17 protein-coding genes and 1 tRNA gene are annotated in these 15,408 nt (G+C 30.6%); 10 read left to right on the top strand and 8 right to left on the bottom strand.

What is annotated here, in order from left to right; all coding sequences use genetic code 11:
* Positions 1–7 precede the first annotated feature (7 nt).
* Positions 8–643, bottom strand: coding sequence for a hypothetical protein (locus tag NOVO_07230; protein ID AIL65789.1), 636 nt, complete (start codon positions 641–643; stop codon positions 8–10).
* A gap of 167 nt (positions 644–810) precedes the next feature.
* Here NOVO_07230 and fliI point away from each other — a divergent pair, with 167 nt between their 5' ends.
* From fliI to NOVO_07215, 3 genes are all read left to right on the top strand, one after another.
* Positions 811–2,166, top strand: a complete 1,356-nt coding sequence (fliI, locus tag NOVO_07225; protein ID AIL65788.1) for a Flagellum-specific ATP synthase — start codon at positions 811–813, stop codon at positions 2,164–2,166.
* Positions 2,159–2,575, top strand: a complete 417-nt coding sequence (locus NOVO_07220) for a hypothetical protein (GenBank protein ID AIL65787.1) — start codon at positions 2,159–2,161, stop codon at positions 2,573–2,575. The genes fliI and NOVO_07220 overlap by 8 nt, the downstream gene beginning before the upstream one ends.
* 496 nt (positions 2,576–3,071) lie before the next feature.
* A complete protein-coding gene (locus NOVO_07215; GenBank protein ID AIL65786.1) occupies positions 3,072–3,776 on the top strand; it encodes an Ankyrin repeat protein in 705 nt (234 codons plus the stop codon).
* Here the strand turns inward: NOVO_07215 and NOVO_07210 are convergent.
* The gene (locus NOVO_07210; protein AIL65785.1) at positions 3,773–4,081 is read right to left on the bottom strand and encodes a hypothetical protein; all 309 of its coding nucleotides are present in this window, start codon (positions 4,079–4,081) and stop codon (positions 3,773–3,775) included. The two genes, NOVO_07215 and NOVO_07210, sit on opposite strands and share 4 nt — an antisense overlap.
* Positions 4,082–4,233: 152 nt before the next feature.
* A complete protein-coding gene (locus NOVO_07205; protein AIL65784.1) occupies positions 4,234–4,626 on the bottom strand; it encodes a Transposase in 393 nt (130 codons plus the stop codon).
* Positions 4,627–4,837: 211 nt separating this feature from the next.
* Here NOVO_07205 and NOVO_07200 point away from each other — a divergent pair, with 211 nt between their 5' ends.
* Complete coding sequence (locus NOVO_07200) at positions 4,838–5,206, top strand: hypothetical protein (protein ID AIL65783.1); 369 nt, start codon at positions 4,838–4,840, stop codon at positions 5,204–5,206.
* A gap of 23 nt (positions 5,207–5,229) precedes the next feature.
* Here NOVO_07200 and NOVO_07195 read toward each other — a convergent pair whose 3' ends face one another.
* From NOVO_07195 to NOVO_07185, 3 genes are all read right to left on the bottom strand, one after another.
* A complete protein-coding gene (locus tag NOVO_07195) occupies positions 5,230–6,171 on the bottom strand; it encodes a hypothetical protein (protein ID AIL65782.1) in 942 nt (313 codons plus the stop codon).
* 42 nt (positions 6,172–6,213) lie between these two features.
* On the bottom strand, positions 6,214–7,104 hold the full coding sequence (era, locus tag NOVO_07190; GenBank protein ID AIL65781.1) for a GTPase Era: 891 nt from the start codon (positions 7,102–7,104) through the stop codon (positions 6,214–6,216).
* Between the two features lie 381 nt (positions 7,105–7,485).
* On the bottom strand, positions 7,486–8,670 hold the full coding sequence (locus tag NOVO_07185) for a hypothetical protein (protein AIL65780.1): 1,185 nt from the start codon (positions 8,668–8,670) through the stop codon (positions 7,486–7,488).
* Positions 8,671–9,198: 528 nt separating this feature from the next.
* Here NOVO_07185 and NOVO_07180 point away from each other — a divergent pair.
* The 3 genes from NOVO_07180 (at position 9,199) to lnt (ending at position 11,336) form a co-directional block, all read left to right on the top strand.
* Positions 9,199–9,275: transfer RNA gene (locus NOVO_07180), tRNA-Asp, on the top strand.
* A gap of 30 nt (positions 9,276–9,305) precedes the next feature.
* Complete coding sequence (gene dut, locus NOVO_07175; protein AIL65779.1) at positions 9,306–9,764, top strand: Deoxyuridine 5'-triphosphate nucleotidohydrolase; 459 nt, start codon at positions 9,306–9,308, stop codon at positions 9,762–9,764.
* 9 nt (positions 9,765–9,773) lie between these two features.
* Positions 9,774–11,336, top strand: a complete 1,563-nt coding sequence (gene lnt / locus NOVO_07170) for an Apolipoprotein N-acyltransferase (protein ID AIL65778.1) — start codon at positions 9,774–9,776, stop codon at positions 11,334–11,336.
* A gap of 35 nt (positions 11,337–11,371) precedes the next feature.
* Here lnt and ctb read toward each other — a convergent pair whose 3' ends face one another.
* Both ctb and NOVO_07160 read right to left on the bottom strand, forming a co-directional pair.
* Positions 11,372–11,788 carry a Group 3 truncated hemoglobin ctb gene (gene ctb / locus NOVO_07165; GenBank protein ID AIL65777.1) on the bottom strand — a complete coding sequence of 139 codons (417 nt, stop codon included), beginning with the start codon at positions 11,786–11,788 and terminating at the stop codon, positions 11,372–11,374.
* Between the two features lie 711 nt (positions 11,789–12,499).
* The gene (locus tag NOVO_07160; GenBank protein AIL65776.1) at positions 12,500–13,117 is read right to left on the bottom strand and encodes an Ankyrin repeat protein; all 618 of its coding nucleotides are present in this window, start codon (positions 13,115–13,117) and stop codon (positions 12,500–12,502) included.
* Positions 13,118–13,494: 377 nt separating this feature from the next.
* On the opposite strand from NOVO_07160, the gene NOVO_07155 reads away from it, so the two are divergent.
* From NOVO_07155 to purK, 3 genes are all read left to right on the top strand, one after another.
* Positions 13,495–13,686 carry a hypothetical protein gene (locus NOVO_07155; protein AIL65775.1) on the top strand — a complete coding sequence of 64 codons (192 nt, stop codon included), beginning with the start codon at positions 13,495–13,497 and terminating at the stop codon, positions 13,684–13,686.
* 106 nt (positions 13,687–13,792) lie between these two features.
* Positions 13,793–14,314, top strand: coding sequence for a N5-carboxyaminoimidazole ribonucleotide mutase (gene purE, locus NOVO_07150; GenBank protein AIL65774.1), 522 nt, complete (start codon positions 13,793–13,795; stop codon positions 14,312–14,314).
* The gene (gene purK, locus NOVO_07145) at positions 14,304–15,395 is read left to right on the top strand and encodes a N5-carboxyaminoimidazole ribonucleotide synthase (GenBank protein AIL65773.1); all 1,092 of its coding nucleotides are present in this window, start codon (positions 14,304–14,306) and stop codon (positions 15,393–15,395) included. The genes purE and purK overlap by 11 nt, the downstream gene beginning before the upstream one ends.
* Positions 15,396–15,408: the final 13 nt, after the last annotated feature.

Here is a 15,408-nt window from a genome sequence, read left to right as displayed (position 1 = left end):
TTTTTACTTATCTACTACGGCCTGGCTTAATTTTATTCTTTTTATTTAAATAAGCCTTTGCCCTATTACGTGCTTCTGAAGGAGATATATTAGATTCTTCAGATATTGATGATGTACCCTTTTTCCTTAATACAGATCTTATATTTTCTTTTATGTTATCTACTTTTTTCTTTACTATCCCTTTAGGTTTTTTACCCGTGACCGCAACAGATGTTTCTACTTTTCTATTTTTTTCTTGCTTTCTTGCTGCTTTCTTTTCAGGATTAGTATACTCTCTAAGTTTTTCTAGAAGAGATTTTTTAGGAATATCATCTTTTTTCGTTTTACTTGTTGTAATAGCCTCCTTTTTAGGGCTAGGCTTATTAACTTTTTTATCCTTCAAAGCACCAACCAAAGTATTTTCACGAGCTTGTTTTAATTCTTCTTTATACTGAGGATACATCTCTTGTGCGTCTTTTAAGAACTGCATTTCTTTTGAAGAAAACTTACTCTTAGAAAGTAAAGCTTTTATTTTTTCTTCTGGGGTAATATCACTTTTAGAAAGTTGACTTTCGGGCTTACGCTTTTTTTTGAATGAAAAATGAAACTTTTTTTTACCCACGTTTTTTTCTTGTGGGATTTCGGTATTAGTTTTTTTAACCATATAAACCTCTTATCAATATATTATTAACAAATTGATAATAACATATTCGCTAAATTATGATTCTTATATTTTGAATATACATAATAATAGTTAAAATTATATTAAATACAAATATATATTAACTAAACGCTTGTGATATTGTTAAAACGTTAATATTGAGTAGATCTATGAAAGCTGAACAAAATACAAATAATAGCATCAATTCTATATTAAACTCTATTAATCTGATCAATGATTTTGCTGTTTATGGAGAAGTGACAAGCATTAGAGGACTGATTGTAGAATGCAAAGGTTTAGAGTCATTTTTAACCATAGGTACTCATTGCTTAATTATAAATAATACCCAAGAAATATTAGCAGAAGTTGTAGGATTTAAAGAAAAAACTGCAATATTAATGCCATTCGGTGATTTAGATGGTATAGGTATAGGTTCTAAAGTAAAACTTATTAGCGAACGTCCTTTGATATATCCAGAACAAAACTGGCTTGGTAGAGTTATTAATGCATTTGCAGATCCTATAGATAATAAAGGATCTTTACCTCCAGGACTGACTGGATATTCTCTTAAAAACTCTCCTCCTCCAGCCCACAAAAGGCAAAGAATTAATAATAAAATCGATTTAGGTGTTAAAGCTATTAATTCATTCACTACATGTTGTTATGGACAAAGAATGGGAATTTTTGCAGGGTCTGGGATTGGTAAATCAGTATTAATGTCTATGATTACACGTTATGCTAAGGCAGATATAAAAATCATTGGATTAGTGGGAGAACGGGGAAGAGAAGTACAAGAATTTATTCATAGTTATTTAGGTGAAGAAGGTTTACTCAATACTATCGTAGTTGTTGCAACTAGTGATGAACCAGCCTTAGTGAGAAGACAAGCTGCATATCTAACGTTAACACTCGCAGAATATTTTCGTGATCAAGGGAAAGAAGTATTATGTATAATTGATAATATAACCAGATTTGCTATGGCTCAACGTGAAATAGGCCTTGCAAGCGGTGAACCCCCTACCAGCAAAGGATATACTCCTTCTGTATTTAGCGAACTACCAAAATTACTAGAGCGCGCTGGACCAGGAACAAATAACACTTCTATAACTGGCTTTTTTACTGTGCTAGTTGAAGGTGATGATCAAAATGAACCTATTACTGATACAGTAAGAGGCATATTAGATGGACATATTTTTCTAGATCGCACTATTGCTGAACGTGGCCGTTTCCCTGCTGTCAATATTCTACGTAGTATTTCCCGTACTATGCCTGAATGTAATACTGAACAAGAATATCAATTAATACAATATGCCAAAAAACTTATCTCTATATATCATGATATGGCAGAAATAATACGTATTGGTGCTTATAAACGTGGTAGTGATCCAGAAGTAGATCAAGCAATTTTATATCATCCTAAATTAGAACATTTTTTCACGCAACATCCGCGTGAATCTGTAGATTTAAAAACTAGCTATCAACAATTAGCTGAAGCACTTGATTATACGCAGTTACAATATGACTAAATCTCTAACCACCATTAAAAAAATTTTTAATAAGCAATTAGATATTAAAAAATTGCAGCTTAAATCTCTATATGAACAGCAAGAAAGATTAAATAGTTCTATTACACGTCTGCAACAAACTTTGCAGGATGAACAACAAACTTCTATAAAATATCCAGAAATACGTTACAGCTATCATAAATTTGCTGCCCTAAATCTGCAAAGACAAGAAACTATAATGAAGAATATAAAACAGTTAGATAAAAAAATTGATACAATACGTACTGAAATATTTGAATTATTCACCACAGTTAAAAAATATGATTTGATTATAAATAATAAAAAAGAGCGCCAAAGCAAAGAATTAGAACAAAAGGAAATTCAAGAACTAGAAGAAATGATTTTAAGTCGTTTTAATAACGAAGCATAAATTTAATATACTCTTCCTCTGTAATCAGTAAATATACTAAAGTTAAGCTGTATTTGAAATTAGTAGGGATAAGCGAAACCTACAAATAGGCCTATTCTCAGACAAAAAATTGTAAGTAATGAGCAAGAAATGATGTCATAACCGTGAAAACGGGTATCTCATTAGTCTGGAACAGGACTAAATTACCACTTTTGTGGTAATGACAAAAAAGAGTATATCTTAATTATAGACTATCTTAAATTTTTTTGTCCGGTAGTATTATAAGTCTAAAAGATGGTATCCCTAATGAATAATTTTAAATGGAAAATGGTATAATTATTTATTAAAATTCCAGTAAACCCCATATATACAATCCAAGAAGCAATGTATTATTTTTAATATTATAATTTGTAATACTAATTTTTATTAATTAATATTAATTATTTACGTTGACAGGTTAAGCAAGGTAAATTATATATTTATAAAAAATTAATAGAAATAAGGATTTAGATATATTATGCCACATTTGCCAAATTACCTGATTCTTCCTGAGGTTACTAAAGCTATCCCTACATCAGATTTCCTTCCATTATCAGAGATAATAAATAATTTAACCCATAATTATCCAGATATAGATATTAATGCCCCTTATATAGAAAGTGAAACATTACTACATTTGGCTGTAAGAGAAGCTAAGGATGATGATAGACAAGCGCTCAATAATTTATTAAATTTGCCTGCTACACAATTAAATGTACGTGATTATAATAATAGGACTCCATTACATTATGCAGTATTTTATAATGATATTCACTCTGTCAGAGAATTAATAGAGCAAGGTGCTAGCATGGACATACCTGATAATACTGGATGGAGTGCATTTGACTATGCAGTACATGAAGGTAAAGCCAATATAGTCAAAATTATGATTGAATCTGGTGCTATTACAAAAGATTCTATAGAAATATCGAATGAAAAAATACGGATGTTATTAAAATCAGCAATATTTGCTGATAATTTATATGACGGTCTTATATGTCCTACTGAAAATGACTATATATTATATGCTCCTTATAAAAAACTAATAAGAAAGAGAATTAATTATAACCAAGATATGTCAGGCCTCTATGGTGAAGCATTTTCTTCTTCTCTTTTAGATGAGGCTTTAAAACACCTAGATTATACTTATAATATGCTATTAGATTCATTTATAGTCAATTAAGTTGAGAATGGCATAGAGAAGCCATAATCAATAGCATCGCTAAGGTTATTAAAATTAGTAATGATAGGTTTGATTTTAGCTTTTAAATGAGCCCAATATTTTTCAATTGGGTTGAGATCAGGAGAGTAAGGTGGTAAGAATAAAAGTTTACAGCCTATATCTTCTATTAAATTCCTAGTTCTAGCTGACTTATGGAACGTTGCATTATCAAGTATTACAACTTGACCAAATCTTAGTTCGGGCACCAAACACTGACTAACCCACTCGTTAAAAACTTCTGTATTACATGTGCCCTTGAAACACATTGGCGCAATAATTTTCTTCCCAACCTTACCTGCAATAAAGCTTTCTCAATCATGTTTTTTACCTGAGATATCACCATAAACTTTACTTCCTCTGAGACTGTATCCCCAAGAATAGTACAAATAGCTATCAATTCCACTCTCATCAATATAAACTATATCTTCCGCTTTATAGTTTGCGATAGCTGCCAAAAATAATTGCCGTTTTGCTTCATCCCGTTCACGATAGAGTGTGGTCTTTTTTTTCGTGTGATCCCCAAAGTCTTGAATGCCAAACAGATAGCAGCTGTAGACACATTAAAAACCTTTGCAAAATCAGATAATAGCCAATTGCTGTTTTTAGACACCTCGTTTAATAATTTGATTGGATCAAGCTTCTTCCATGGCTTAGCTGCTCGTGTGGCTGCTAAATTCCCGGATTTCGATCTCGATAACCATCTATAAATTGTTCTTTCACCTATGCCAAAAATTCTTGCAGCTTCTTCTCTGGTATAACCTTTATTAACATAGTGAATTACTTTTTTACGTAAATCTAAGGAATATGCCATTGCTTCTACTGTTTTGGGTTTATGAGCTTTTTAATATATCATATATCATGTCTTTATCAACTTAATTTACTATAGATTTGCAGATAAAATTTATCAAAATACTATAGTACCATCGAAAGAAGATTACATAAAATATGCACCTTACCAAAAATCTATAGAATATAGAATTATTGCTCAAGAAAGCTGTAATGGGAAAGCGCATTCTCCAGCTTTGATACGTTTTGCGCTTAATGAACTAAGTAATACTTATAATATTAATATATTATTAGAAGTAGAAGAATTTACATATAAAATTTATCAAAATACTATAGCGCCATCAAAAGAAGATTATATAAAATATACCCCTTATCAAAAGTTAATCACAGAAAATATTTCATATCTCGAAAACATGTTTGGAGCTCCAAGATCTCCGGAGTTTATTAGTGAAGTATTTAAGAATTTCAGTACTATAAACTCAGAAATAAGAGAAAATTCAGATAAGAAAGCAAGAAAAAATCTAGTCGAAGATACCCGAGAAATATCATGGGTTGAACGTATAAGTAAAGGAAATGTAGAGCAAAATATGAAAGTAGGTATTTAATTTATATATGCTCTATTACATAATTATTTGTTTAGTACAGCTATTATACCTATTGCTTCTTGACCATCTCTAACTGAATTTTTATTCCCTAAATGTTTCATAGAAATATAATCACTTTTTTCAATGTGAAAACCAAGCTTTTCCAAAATTCTCTTTAATGGTCTTTCATCCATTACATGTAAGTATTGAGGTAGATTATATTCCTGATCAGGTAGAGCTTTTGCAACTTCCAGATACTCTCCTGGCCATGTTTTACCAGATATCCAATTTTTTTCATACACCGGTAAAAACCAATCTCTAAATTGTATATGTGTTGGTGACATTACTACTATAAAAATCTTTCCTCCTGGTTCTAACCATTTTACAATCTTTTCTAAACCTGTTTCAATTTGAATAGGAGATAAAAAATGTAATACTCTATAGAGTACAACTGCACTTAAAGATCTAGTCGGAAAATCCGTATAAAATGGAAATTCTGCATAATTCAAATATAAGTTATGCAAATATTCTGGTTTATCATCTATTGATTTACGTAAATACAATAGATGTTCAACCGCACTATCATTGGCTATTACTTTTAAATTCAAGGATAAAGCTTTTTTAGAAATATACCCATAGCCTGCTCCTATATCTAGAATAGGCTTCTTTAGCTTTGTACAAAAACTAAGAAAATCTCTTATAATCCAATTATCTTGTGATTCACTATTATTTAGTACATCAAATCCTGTCTTATTAACCGTCAGTAAACTTTTACCAGTCTTACTTATTTTAGGTTCAGGAATTAAGGAGCTTAAATATTTTACTTCAGGGAGATCTGCCTTAACACCAAAATCAGTTACAGGAAGTTGTTTAAATGTTTCTTGAATTAAATGAGATTTATTATTTTGGGCAAATGCAACATTTTTATCTATTAAGTAACATCCTGAAAATATTAATATATAAATAATATAAATTCTAATATTCACTTTGATCACTCCCCAAAATTATTAAAAAATTGTTCCTATCTTTTAATGTGAGCTAATTGGCATCAATTCATCTTTATCCATCCAATTTTCACGTATTTTTACAAATAAAAATAAATGAATTTTTTGATCAAATAATTTTTCCAATTCTAATCTTGCAGTTTCTCCGACTTTTTTGAGCATTTGACCGTTTTGTCCTATAATGATTTTTTTATGACTTGCTCTATTTGTATAAATAGTTTGGTGTAGTTTAGCTGAATTATTGTCTAATTCTTCCCAAGTATCCGTTACAACGGTTAGATTATAGGGCAACTCATTTTGTAGAAATAGAAATAATTTTTCACGCACTATTTCAGCTGCTAAAAATCTTTTAGGTATAGTAGTCATTTCATCTTCAGGATAAAGCCATGGTCCTGGGCTTGCCTGCTTAGCAAAAAACTGTTTTAATTCGAAAATGCCATCATTTTTGAGTGCAGAAACCATAAATATATTATTAAATATCTCATATTGTTGTAGCTGCTTTGCTAAAGCTAATAATTCTGGTTTCTTGACCAAATCAGTTTTATTTAATATTAATTCAGCTCTAATATTTTTGTTCTTCAAACCTTGGATAATCAACTGTGTATTTTCGCAAATACCACGTTTAGCATCTACCAAAACTGCAATTTGATTTACTCCACTAATACCGCTCCAAGCCTGTGATACTATAGCTTGTTCGAGCTTCTTGCTTACTTTATGGTGAAATATACCAGGTGTATCTACAAAAATTAACTGACTATCTTCATGAATAGTAATACCATGGATAATATTACGTGTTGTCTGTACTTTGGGGGAAACAATTGAGATTTTGCTACCTATTAATTGATTTAACAGAGTAGATTTACCTGCATTAGGACTACCAATTAGAGCGATAAAAGAACATTTGGTTTCAGACATGGAAAACTTTTCATTAAAAATATACGAGTGATTATTAATATTTTATATCTAAATTATAGTTTTTTGGCAAGACTAATAGTATAATAAATTAAGTTGTATTTGGGATGAAGGCATATAGAGCGAAGCGTAGAAATGCTATTGTAGGCAACGAACAACAAAGTAATATTTAATTGCCACAACTATAACCGCATCCGCAAGTTCAAATCAATTTACTATATATATTATCTGGCATGCCTATTAAGTCTATATTTTCTGAAAAATTATTACCGATAATATCTAAATATTTTTCCTTATATTTATTGCTATCTATTGAACATTGGTTATATAATTTTTCCTGATAATAATTAATATTAGGGCATACACCTATTTTGGTGCAATCTTCTAATCGCTGTAATAAGAATAAGTCTGCTTTTTTTTCCTTGAAGTAAGCTCAATAGTGCTAAAATTCTTAAACATATGCAGAATATCATGACGTTGTTTAACTATATCCAAAAAATTATCTATTATAAATTTTTGCCTATTAGGTGCTGTGATATCTCTAGCATAGTAATATTCAAGATGAAATTGAATACCTATTTGATTCATACCCACGCTAAAAGCCTCTATTACCCCAGTTTCTGAATGTGCTCCAACCTTTACTTCTCCACCTAAATTATGCTCAACTGCTGAAAAATTATGTGAAGTATAAATGGGAAAAGATACCTCTGGAAATATACACTGATCTAACATATTAAATCTCTCTTCCTCGCTTAACGTAAAAAAGTAGGATACCGTACCTGGAATAAAGTGAGCAATGTGAGGTGCTATATATTCTGACTCTCTATTGACAGTATATCCCTCAACTTTACCTAATGTACCGCCATGATGCAAAATCAAATGTTGTGATCCAGAACAGATACCTAGATAAGGTATGTCATACTTAGTAACTATACTTAAAATATCTTGATATAAATATTCTAATGGAAACATTGTATCATGATCTAAATCTTTTAATGTAAATGGTCTATCAGTAGGAAAACTATCTAGAGCACCAGGATTAATAAATCCATCAAGATTACTCAAAAATTTTTCATTTTTTATATGCTCTGGTCTTATTGTCAAAAAATGTACACCATCTATATGATCCATAATATGATGTATAATATATCTTATCTTACCTGAAGTATCAGCTTCAATATTAGAAATACCTATGAGAACATCATCAATATTTATTCCTACATTAAAGAGTTTTTCTACCAAATCTGTATCAAGCGTGTTTAACGAGTATTGCATTAAAGAATTTAACGGTGGCTTTATATTAATGTTCAGTATTGTGATAATATTCCATAAATAGTTTTCTTCTGACAAAGAACCTTCTACATGTAAATTATAATTATATGTAGAAAATTCTAGTAACATTTGTAACATTTTTACATTATTATTTAAAGCTGAATAAATTATAGCACTATCTGTCACTGGTATCATCTTAATTAAATCTTTTACCCTATCAAGCTTATTGTGTAGTACAGCTAACTCTAGTTCATTTATACTCAATTGATTTTCTGCTTTTGCCATTTTCGTTATCATTGTAATTCCTATAATTTTTTTATAATTGATGATATATATAAAATTATAATCGTTTAGTGATTAAATAATCTAAGGCTATATTTATTATAAAGATATTAATGTAAACGTGTCTTCAATACACATTATTAGTAAATTAAGTTGAATCTGGGACGCGGTTAACTCAAAGCTCTTCTACTATAGTAGTTTCAAATGAAGGTGCATATGTCATCATTCGTCGCTCTCCGAGCAATTAGTAGGCGTAGGCTCCTCATTCCGAGTGTCATCTCCATTTGAAACTACTATTTTTATAGGCTTAGCTTTATCTGATCCTAGCCCCAAATACAACTTAATTTACTATACTACATTTATTGATATTTAATTGCTTCAATTAAAATAGATAAAAACATAAGAAAATTAATGCCTAAATCTCTATTTTTATGTCTTTAAAAAAACGGTAAATGCAAAAAAAATCAAAAAAATGCAATTTTTTATAAATGAGTACTTTACATTAATAGTAAAGTTTTGCTATAACATTGATTCGAATGTTAAGGGGGTGTAGCTCAGTTGGTTAGAGCGCCGGCCTGTCACGCCGGAGGCCGCGGGTTCAAGTCCCGTCACTCCCGCCATCTTAATCATACAAATGATAGTCTTTGGATATGCTTAAAGTTGCTATAAAAAAATTACCATCAAGTTTTAATCTTCCTTTACCTCAATATGCAACTCCTCAAAGTGCTGGAGTTGATTTGATGGCAGCGATAGATCATGATATTATTCTTTCACCTTTGCAGCACTATTTAGTGCCTACAGGAATTGCTATAGCCTTACCTAAAGGATATGAAGCTCAAGTTAGGCCTAGATCGGGTTTAGCTTTAAAAAATGGTGTAACTGTGCTTAATTCTCCAGGTACAATAGATTCTGATTATAGAGGAGAAATAAAAGTTATTATGATTAATTTAGGTCAAGAGGATATAATAATATCTCATGGTATGCGTATTGCGCAAATGATAATATCGCCTGTAATGGTTGCAAAATTTGAGCTAAATGAAAATCTGGAAGAAACTGTCCGCGGTGAAGGTGGATTTGGTTCTACCGGTGTTAAAGAAGTTATTTCGTAACAATTTGAAATGAGCGTAAAGCTTTTACCTCATATAAATAATTTGTTTAATAATAAATTTTATCTTTATTTATTATTAGTGGTAGTGGGCATGCTTTCTGCTCTTAGCCTTCCTCCGTGCTTTTATACTTTTCTTAACTTTATAACTTTTCCTGTATTATATTATTTTACTACTGTTTGTACTAATAAAGTCAAAGCTTTTGTTGTGGGATGGTGGTTTGGGTTTGGTTATTTTATTTTAGGATTATATTGGTTTGCCCATGCATTACTGATTGAAGCAGATAAATTTTCATGGCTTATCCCTTTTGCTAATTTAGGTATACCTTCTTTACTTGCAATATATATAGGTTTAACAACGTGGAGTTTTTACATATTACTTAAATTAATACCTAGAATTACCATAATAGGCAAACTATTAACCTTTTCTAGTATATGGATGATATTTGAATGGTTACGAGGACATTTATTTACTGGCTTCCCATGGAATTTAATAGGGTATAGTTGGGCAAACGATCCTTCTATGCTCCAAGTTACGTCTATATTTGGGATTTACGGTCTTAGTTTTCTTACAACTTTATTATCAACTTCTCCAATTATATTATTAGAACATAAAAAACATTATTATAAATTTATATGTATTGGTGTAGTGGGATTAATCACCTATTATGCTGGATATCAAAGATTAGTTATGTACCCTACAGAGTTTAATGATACTGTTCCGATTAGAATAGTACAAGCTAACATACCACAGAATTTGAAGTGGCAACCAAATATATTACTTGATAATATAATGAGCCATATAAATTTAAGCAAAGAATACCAGAATAACTCTCAAATACGATATATAATATGGCCTGAATCAGCTGTGCCTTACCCCATTAATAATGATTCATTATTACAACTACTTGCACCAATTATTCCTTCAGATGGTCTATTATTAACAGGATCTATACGTGTTATAGGTAAAGGTAAAACACAAAAATGGTGGAATAGTCTTTCTGCTATTAATGCAAAAGGGCAAATTATAGGATATTACGATAAAACTCATTTGGTACCTTTTGGAGAATACGTCCCTTTTAGATCAATTTTACCTATCGAAAAAATAGCTTATGGATTATCAGATTGGGAGCGTGGTAATGGACAATCAACCTTGTATTTATCAGATAATTTACCCTTGGTGAGTCCTCTAGTATGTTATGAAGTTATTTTTCCTCATGAAGTTACAGATAATAGTCATAGAGCAGAATGGTTATTAAACGTGACAAATGATGGATGGTATGGGCAATCTTTTGGCCCTTATCAACATTTTTATATTGCTTTAGTAAGAACAGTGGAAGAAGGTATACCTCTAGTTAGAGCAGCCAATACAGGTATTTCAGCTATCATAGATAGTTATGGTAGAATTGTATCAAAGCTTTCTTTAGGAACTGAAGGAATAATCGATGGTTTGTTACCCTTAACTGCAACCTCCATAACAATTTATAGTAAATATGGAGATATAATGTTATTATCTATATTATTGTTAAATATATTATATGTTTTTTCTATCAAAAAGAAAAAAGTCTCTAACTGATTTCGAGATAAAGTTACAGATTCATATAATGTTGTTTATAGTAAATTAAGATTTTTATTATGAAACTCTATACCAAGCATTAAGTTATTAGCTATTCTATAAGCTTTATGAACAAAAGATAGAGCTACATCCTTAGGGAAAATATTATAAGCATGTTTTTCAAATATATGGAGCCAACGTAAAAAATGCTCTTGATTTAAATTAGGTATATTGAGGTGTTTTAATAAAGGTTGTCCTTTATAACGTGCAGTAGATAATATGATAGAAGACCAAAAATCACACATGCGTGATAAATGTTCATCCCAATTACCATCTATAATTTTTTCAAATATATTGCCAATTAAATCATCATTTCTTACCTCTTCATAGAAGTTATATACTAACTCTTTAATCATAGATTCGGTTATAGCTGGCATATTAGAATGTGGTGAAGGGGGATTTTTTATTATCATTTTGTCATTATTTTAGAAGTTAGATTGGATATATTATTTATAAATAAGGTAACAGAATGGGTATATAAATCAACAATTTTTATCATAAGCAAACATATAAGGCTTGTGTATAACTAATTATGATTAACATGGTATAGCTAATCAATTTGAATTAAAATAAATTGGAGAAAATCTTATCTATCCTTCAAATTTTAGTAAATTAAGTTGTATTTGGGACAAGGGCAGATAGAGCGAAGACTACAAATATAGTAGTCTCAAATAAGATGCATATGTCGTCATTCGTCACTCTCCTAGCAATTAGTAGGCGTAGACTCCTCATTCCGAGTGTCATCTCCATTTGACCCTACTATAGTAGGAGAGCTTTGAGCTATAGCAAAGGCAATTAATAATACGAGGTGTGAGGCAGAAAGCCTAGAAATACTATTGTAGGCAATGAACCACAAAGTAATATTTAAATTGCCACAGCTATAACCGCGTCCGCAAGTTCAAATCAATTACTATAAAAAGCTATAGCATCATTTGGATATAATATAAACTAAATACCGCGCTGGATATTTTGCTCTACATTACCTGCACTTACACGTTCAACCCATGAAGGTTCCCTAGTTTGCGATTGTATGTCAACCAATTTTTTTAATACTTCTCCTATAAATTTATCAGATGAAAATGTCTCATATCCACAATCTCTATAATAACCTATTCTAAAATTTATTAAACTACATATTGAGCATGCTTTCTATAATCTGCTTCTGTTGGAGTAATTAAATTCATATATACTCTATCAGCAAAATAAGCTGCTTCTATAAGGGAAGAGGTCTTTTCATTATGAACTTCTACATGTATATCTAATAATACTCCCTTCCTCAACATCACTTCTATAATATCATGAGCATTATTAAATATAGCATAGTCAAATGCACTATATCCTCTATTATCTCTAATATCAGCTTTGGCTCCATTTCCTATTAATAACTCTAGAATATATGAATCTTTTCTATCTACTGAATAATGTAATGGCGTTTTACCTTGACCATCTTGCACATTGTAATTTATATAAGGCAAATTCACTAAATCATCCAAAAGACAGTCATTATCCTGCACAGTTTCATCACGATCTACTATCACATGAAGCAATGTTTTATTATCTAAAAAACGAGGAGCATTTACATTCGCTTCCGGATGATCACTTATATAGGATATTATATTTTCTAATGTTTCTTCATTAGCTTCCATAATTACGGCCTGAGCCTCTTCTGGTTGCATTTCATTCATTTCAGCATCTACTTCTTCAACTCTTGCTATATTCGTATTATTTACTGCATTTCCCATAATATATCTTCTAATTCCTTACTAATATTAATTTTTTATAAAAATATTTATTATGGTATAGTTTACGTAATTTAACCTGTCAATACTAAATACTTAATTTTAATTAATTAAAATGTATATTACTAATTGTAATATTAATATAGTAGATAGCTTTTGAAACTGGTCAGGAAGAGTTTGCAGAAATTTTAACAGATGCAATGATTTTAAAATTATGCTATAATAAAAATAATGAGAGTAGAATGTATTTACTCGATAGCAAAAATTTATGGTTTATTAAGGTGATCAGGAACACTTTTATAAATCTAAGTATTTCATATTAATTAACTGTAAATTCACATAATAAGGCCTTAAAGTACGTATAAAGATGGTATTTAATTATGAGCGAAGAAAACAAAAAATTATTAAAAGAACTTGGATCATTACAAAAAGAAAAAAAAGCTTTAGATATTAAATTAAAGCTTGAAGCCCATGATCAGTTAACTATCCATAGAATAAAACGGCATAGAGCTATGATTGAAAGTAAAATATCTATGATACAAGCTATAGTATATCCTGATATTATAGCTTAAATTTAAAAAATTCCTTACATAATTACAAATTTATTAGTAGAATTATAGAGTTTATGCTATAACTTCGTTTTAATCTTGTTTTTTAATTGTGAATATTTGATTGACTATGCTATCTAAAAAAGTGACCAAAAAACATATAAAAGATTCTATCCTAGTTAGTATTATAATGGGCAGTAAATCTGATTGGGCTACTATGAAACATACTGCACAGATCTTAGAAACTCTTAATATCAAGTTTGAAACACTCATTATTTCTGCGCATAGAACCCCAGATCGCCTTTTTACCTTTGCCAAAGGAGCAGCTTCACGAGGGATCAAAATTATTATAGCTGGGGCAGGTGGTGCAGCACATTTACCAGGTATGGTAGCTTCTTTAACTACTTTACCTGTTTTAGGCGTTCCCATAGACACCAAACATTTTCAAGGACTTGATAGCTTATTATCTATTGTCCAGATGCCTGCCGGTATACCTGTTGGTACCTTAGCAGTTGGAGAAGCTGGAGCCAAAAATGCAGCTTTACTTAGTGCTGCTATATTATCAATTACTGACAATGAATTATGCATAGGATTAGAAAAATGGCGCCAAAAACAAACTAATTCAGTTACAGAAACACCTTATGAAGAATAAATTATCTATGATTCCTCCTGGTAGTACTATTGGTATACTTGGCGGTGGACAGCTTGGTAAAATGATAGCAATTGCTGCTACAAATCTTGGTTATAAAACACATATATATTGCCCAGAAGCAACCAGCCCTGCCCTACAAGTTACTAATCACTCTACTATTGCCCCTTATCTTAGTCAAAATAAACTTTCAGAATTTGCTTCCAAGGTTGATATTATTACTTTAGAATTTGAAAATATCCCATGTGATACAATTAAGTTTTTAAATAGCCAAAATAAAATTGTATGTCCTGACTGGCAAAGCCTATATATTGCTCAAAATAGGCTTAGAGAAAAGGAATTTGTAAAATCTTTAGGGATTAAAACTACTAAATTCTTTTCTGTGCAAGATAGTGATTCTCTGTGGATGGCAGCCAACAATTTAAAATTCCCCTTTATTTTAAAAACTCTTGAACAAGGATATGATGGCAAAGGCCAAACTTTCATTAACTCTAAGAAAGTTGTGGAAGATGCTGTTAATATGATTAACTCTAATAAAGATCATTCATTTATTGCTGAAGCATGGGTTGATTATCAAACAGAAATTTCAGTAATTATTGCTCGTAATCAAAATGGTGATACCTCTATCTTTCCATGCATAGAAAATATACATAGACAGGGAATCCTTCATACATCAACCGTGCCCGCAACAATAGATAAAACTATTGCAAAGCAAGCATATCAATATGCATATATGATAGCTGAGAAATTAGAACTGATAGGATTACTCACCATAGAGTTTTTTGTTACTAAAAATGGGAAATTATTGGTAAATGAAATGTCCCCAAGGCCTCATAATTCAGGACATTTCACTTTAGACGCCTGCATTACCAGTCAGTTTGAACAACTTATACGGGCAATATGCAGCCTTCCTTTTGGATCAACTAATTACACTTCTAAAGCTATTATGACTAACTTAATTGGAGATGAAGTAAATAATTGGCTTTCTTATATACAAGATCCTAACACCAAATTACACCTTTATGGTAAAGATGAAATCAAACCTGGTAGAAAAATGGGACATTTTACTACTTTATATCCTTGATTATAGGTATAGC

The organism is Rickettsiales bacterium Ac37b (assembly GCA_000746585.2).
In the GTDB taxonomy this organism is placed as follows: domain Bacteria; phylum Pseudomonadota; class Alphaproteobacteria; order Rickettsiales; family Arcanibacteraceae; genus Ac37b.
The sequence above is the reverse complement of the archived record's forward strand: the minus strand, read 5'-3'. Positions and strand labels throughout refer to the sequence as shown.

What these genes read in the sequence shown, in the direction of transcription:
- dut (AIL65779.1), top strand. Translation starts at nt 9,306, where the DNA reads ATGCTTAAAGTTGCTATAAAAAAATTACCATCAAGTTTTAATCTTCCT.
- NOVO_07220 (AIL65787.1), top strand. Translation starts at nt 2,159, where the DNA reads ATGACTAAATCTCTAACCACCATTAAAAAAATTTTTAATAAGCAATTA.
- NOVO_07215 (AIL65786.1), top strand. Translation starts at nt 3,072, where the DNA reads ATGCCACATTTGCCAAATTACCTGATTCTTCCTGAGGTTACTAAAGCT.
- NOVO_07205 (AIL65784.1), bottom strand. Translation starts at nt 4,626, where the DNA reads ATGGCATATTCCTTAGATTTACGTAAAAAAGTAATTCACTATGTTAAT.
- purK (AIL65773.1), top strand. Translation starts at nt 14,304, where the DNA reads ATGAAGAATAAATTATCTATGATTCCTCCTGGTAGTACTATTGGTATA.
- ctb (AIL65777.1), bottom strand. Translation starts at nt 11,788, where the DNA reads ATGATAATAAAAAATCCCCCTTCACCACATTCTAATATGCCAGCTATA.
- purE (AIL65774.1), top strand. Translation starts at nt 13,793, where the DNA reads ATGCTATCTAAAAAAGTGACCAAAAAACATATAAAAGATTCTATCCTA.
- lnt (AIL65778.1), top strand. Translation starts at nt 9,774, where the DNA reads ATGAGCGTAAAGCTTTTACCTCATATAAATAATTTGTTTAATAATAAA.
- fliI (AIL65788.1), top strand. Translation starts at nt 811, where the DNA reads ATGAAAGCTGAACAAAATACAAATAATAGCATCAATTCTATATTAAAC.
- NOVO_07155 (AIL65775.1), top strand. Translation starts at nt 13,495, where the DNA reads ATGAGCGAAGAAAACAAAAAATTATTAAAAGAACTTGGATCATTACAA.
- NOVO_07230 (AIL65789.1), bottom strand. Translation starts at nt 643, where the DNA reads ATGGTTAAAAAAACTAATACCGAAATCCCACAAGAAAAAAACGTGGGT.
- NOVO_07185 (AIL65780.1), bottom strand. Translation starts at nt 8,670, where the DNA reads ATGATAACGAAAATGGCAAAAGCAGAAAATCAATTGAGTATAAATGAA.
- NOVO_07160 (AIL65776.1), bottom strand. Translation starts at nt 13,117, where the DNA reads ATGGGAAATGCAGTAAATAATACGAATATAGCAAGAGTTGAAGAAGTA.
- NOVO_07210 (AIL65785.1), bottom strand. Translation starts at nt 4,081, where the DNA reads ATGTGTTTCAAGGGCACATGTAATACAGAAGTTTTTAACGAGTGGGTT.
- era (AIL65781.1), bottom strand. Translation starts at nt 7,104, where the DNA reads ATGTCTGAAACCAAATGTTCTTTTATCGCTCTAATTGGTAGTCCTAAT.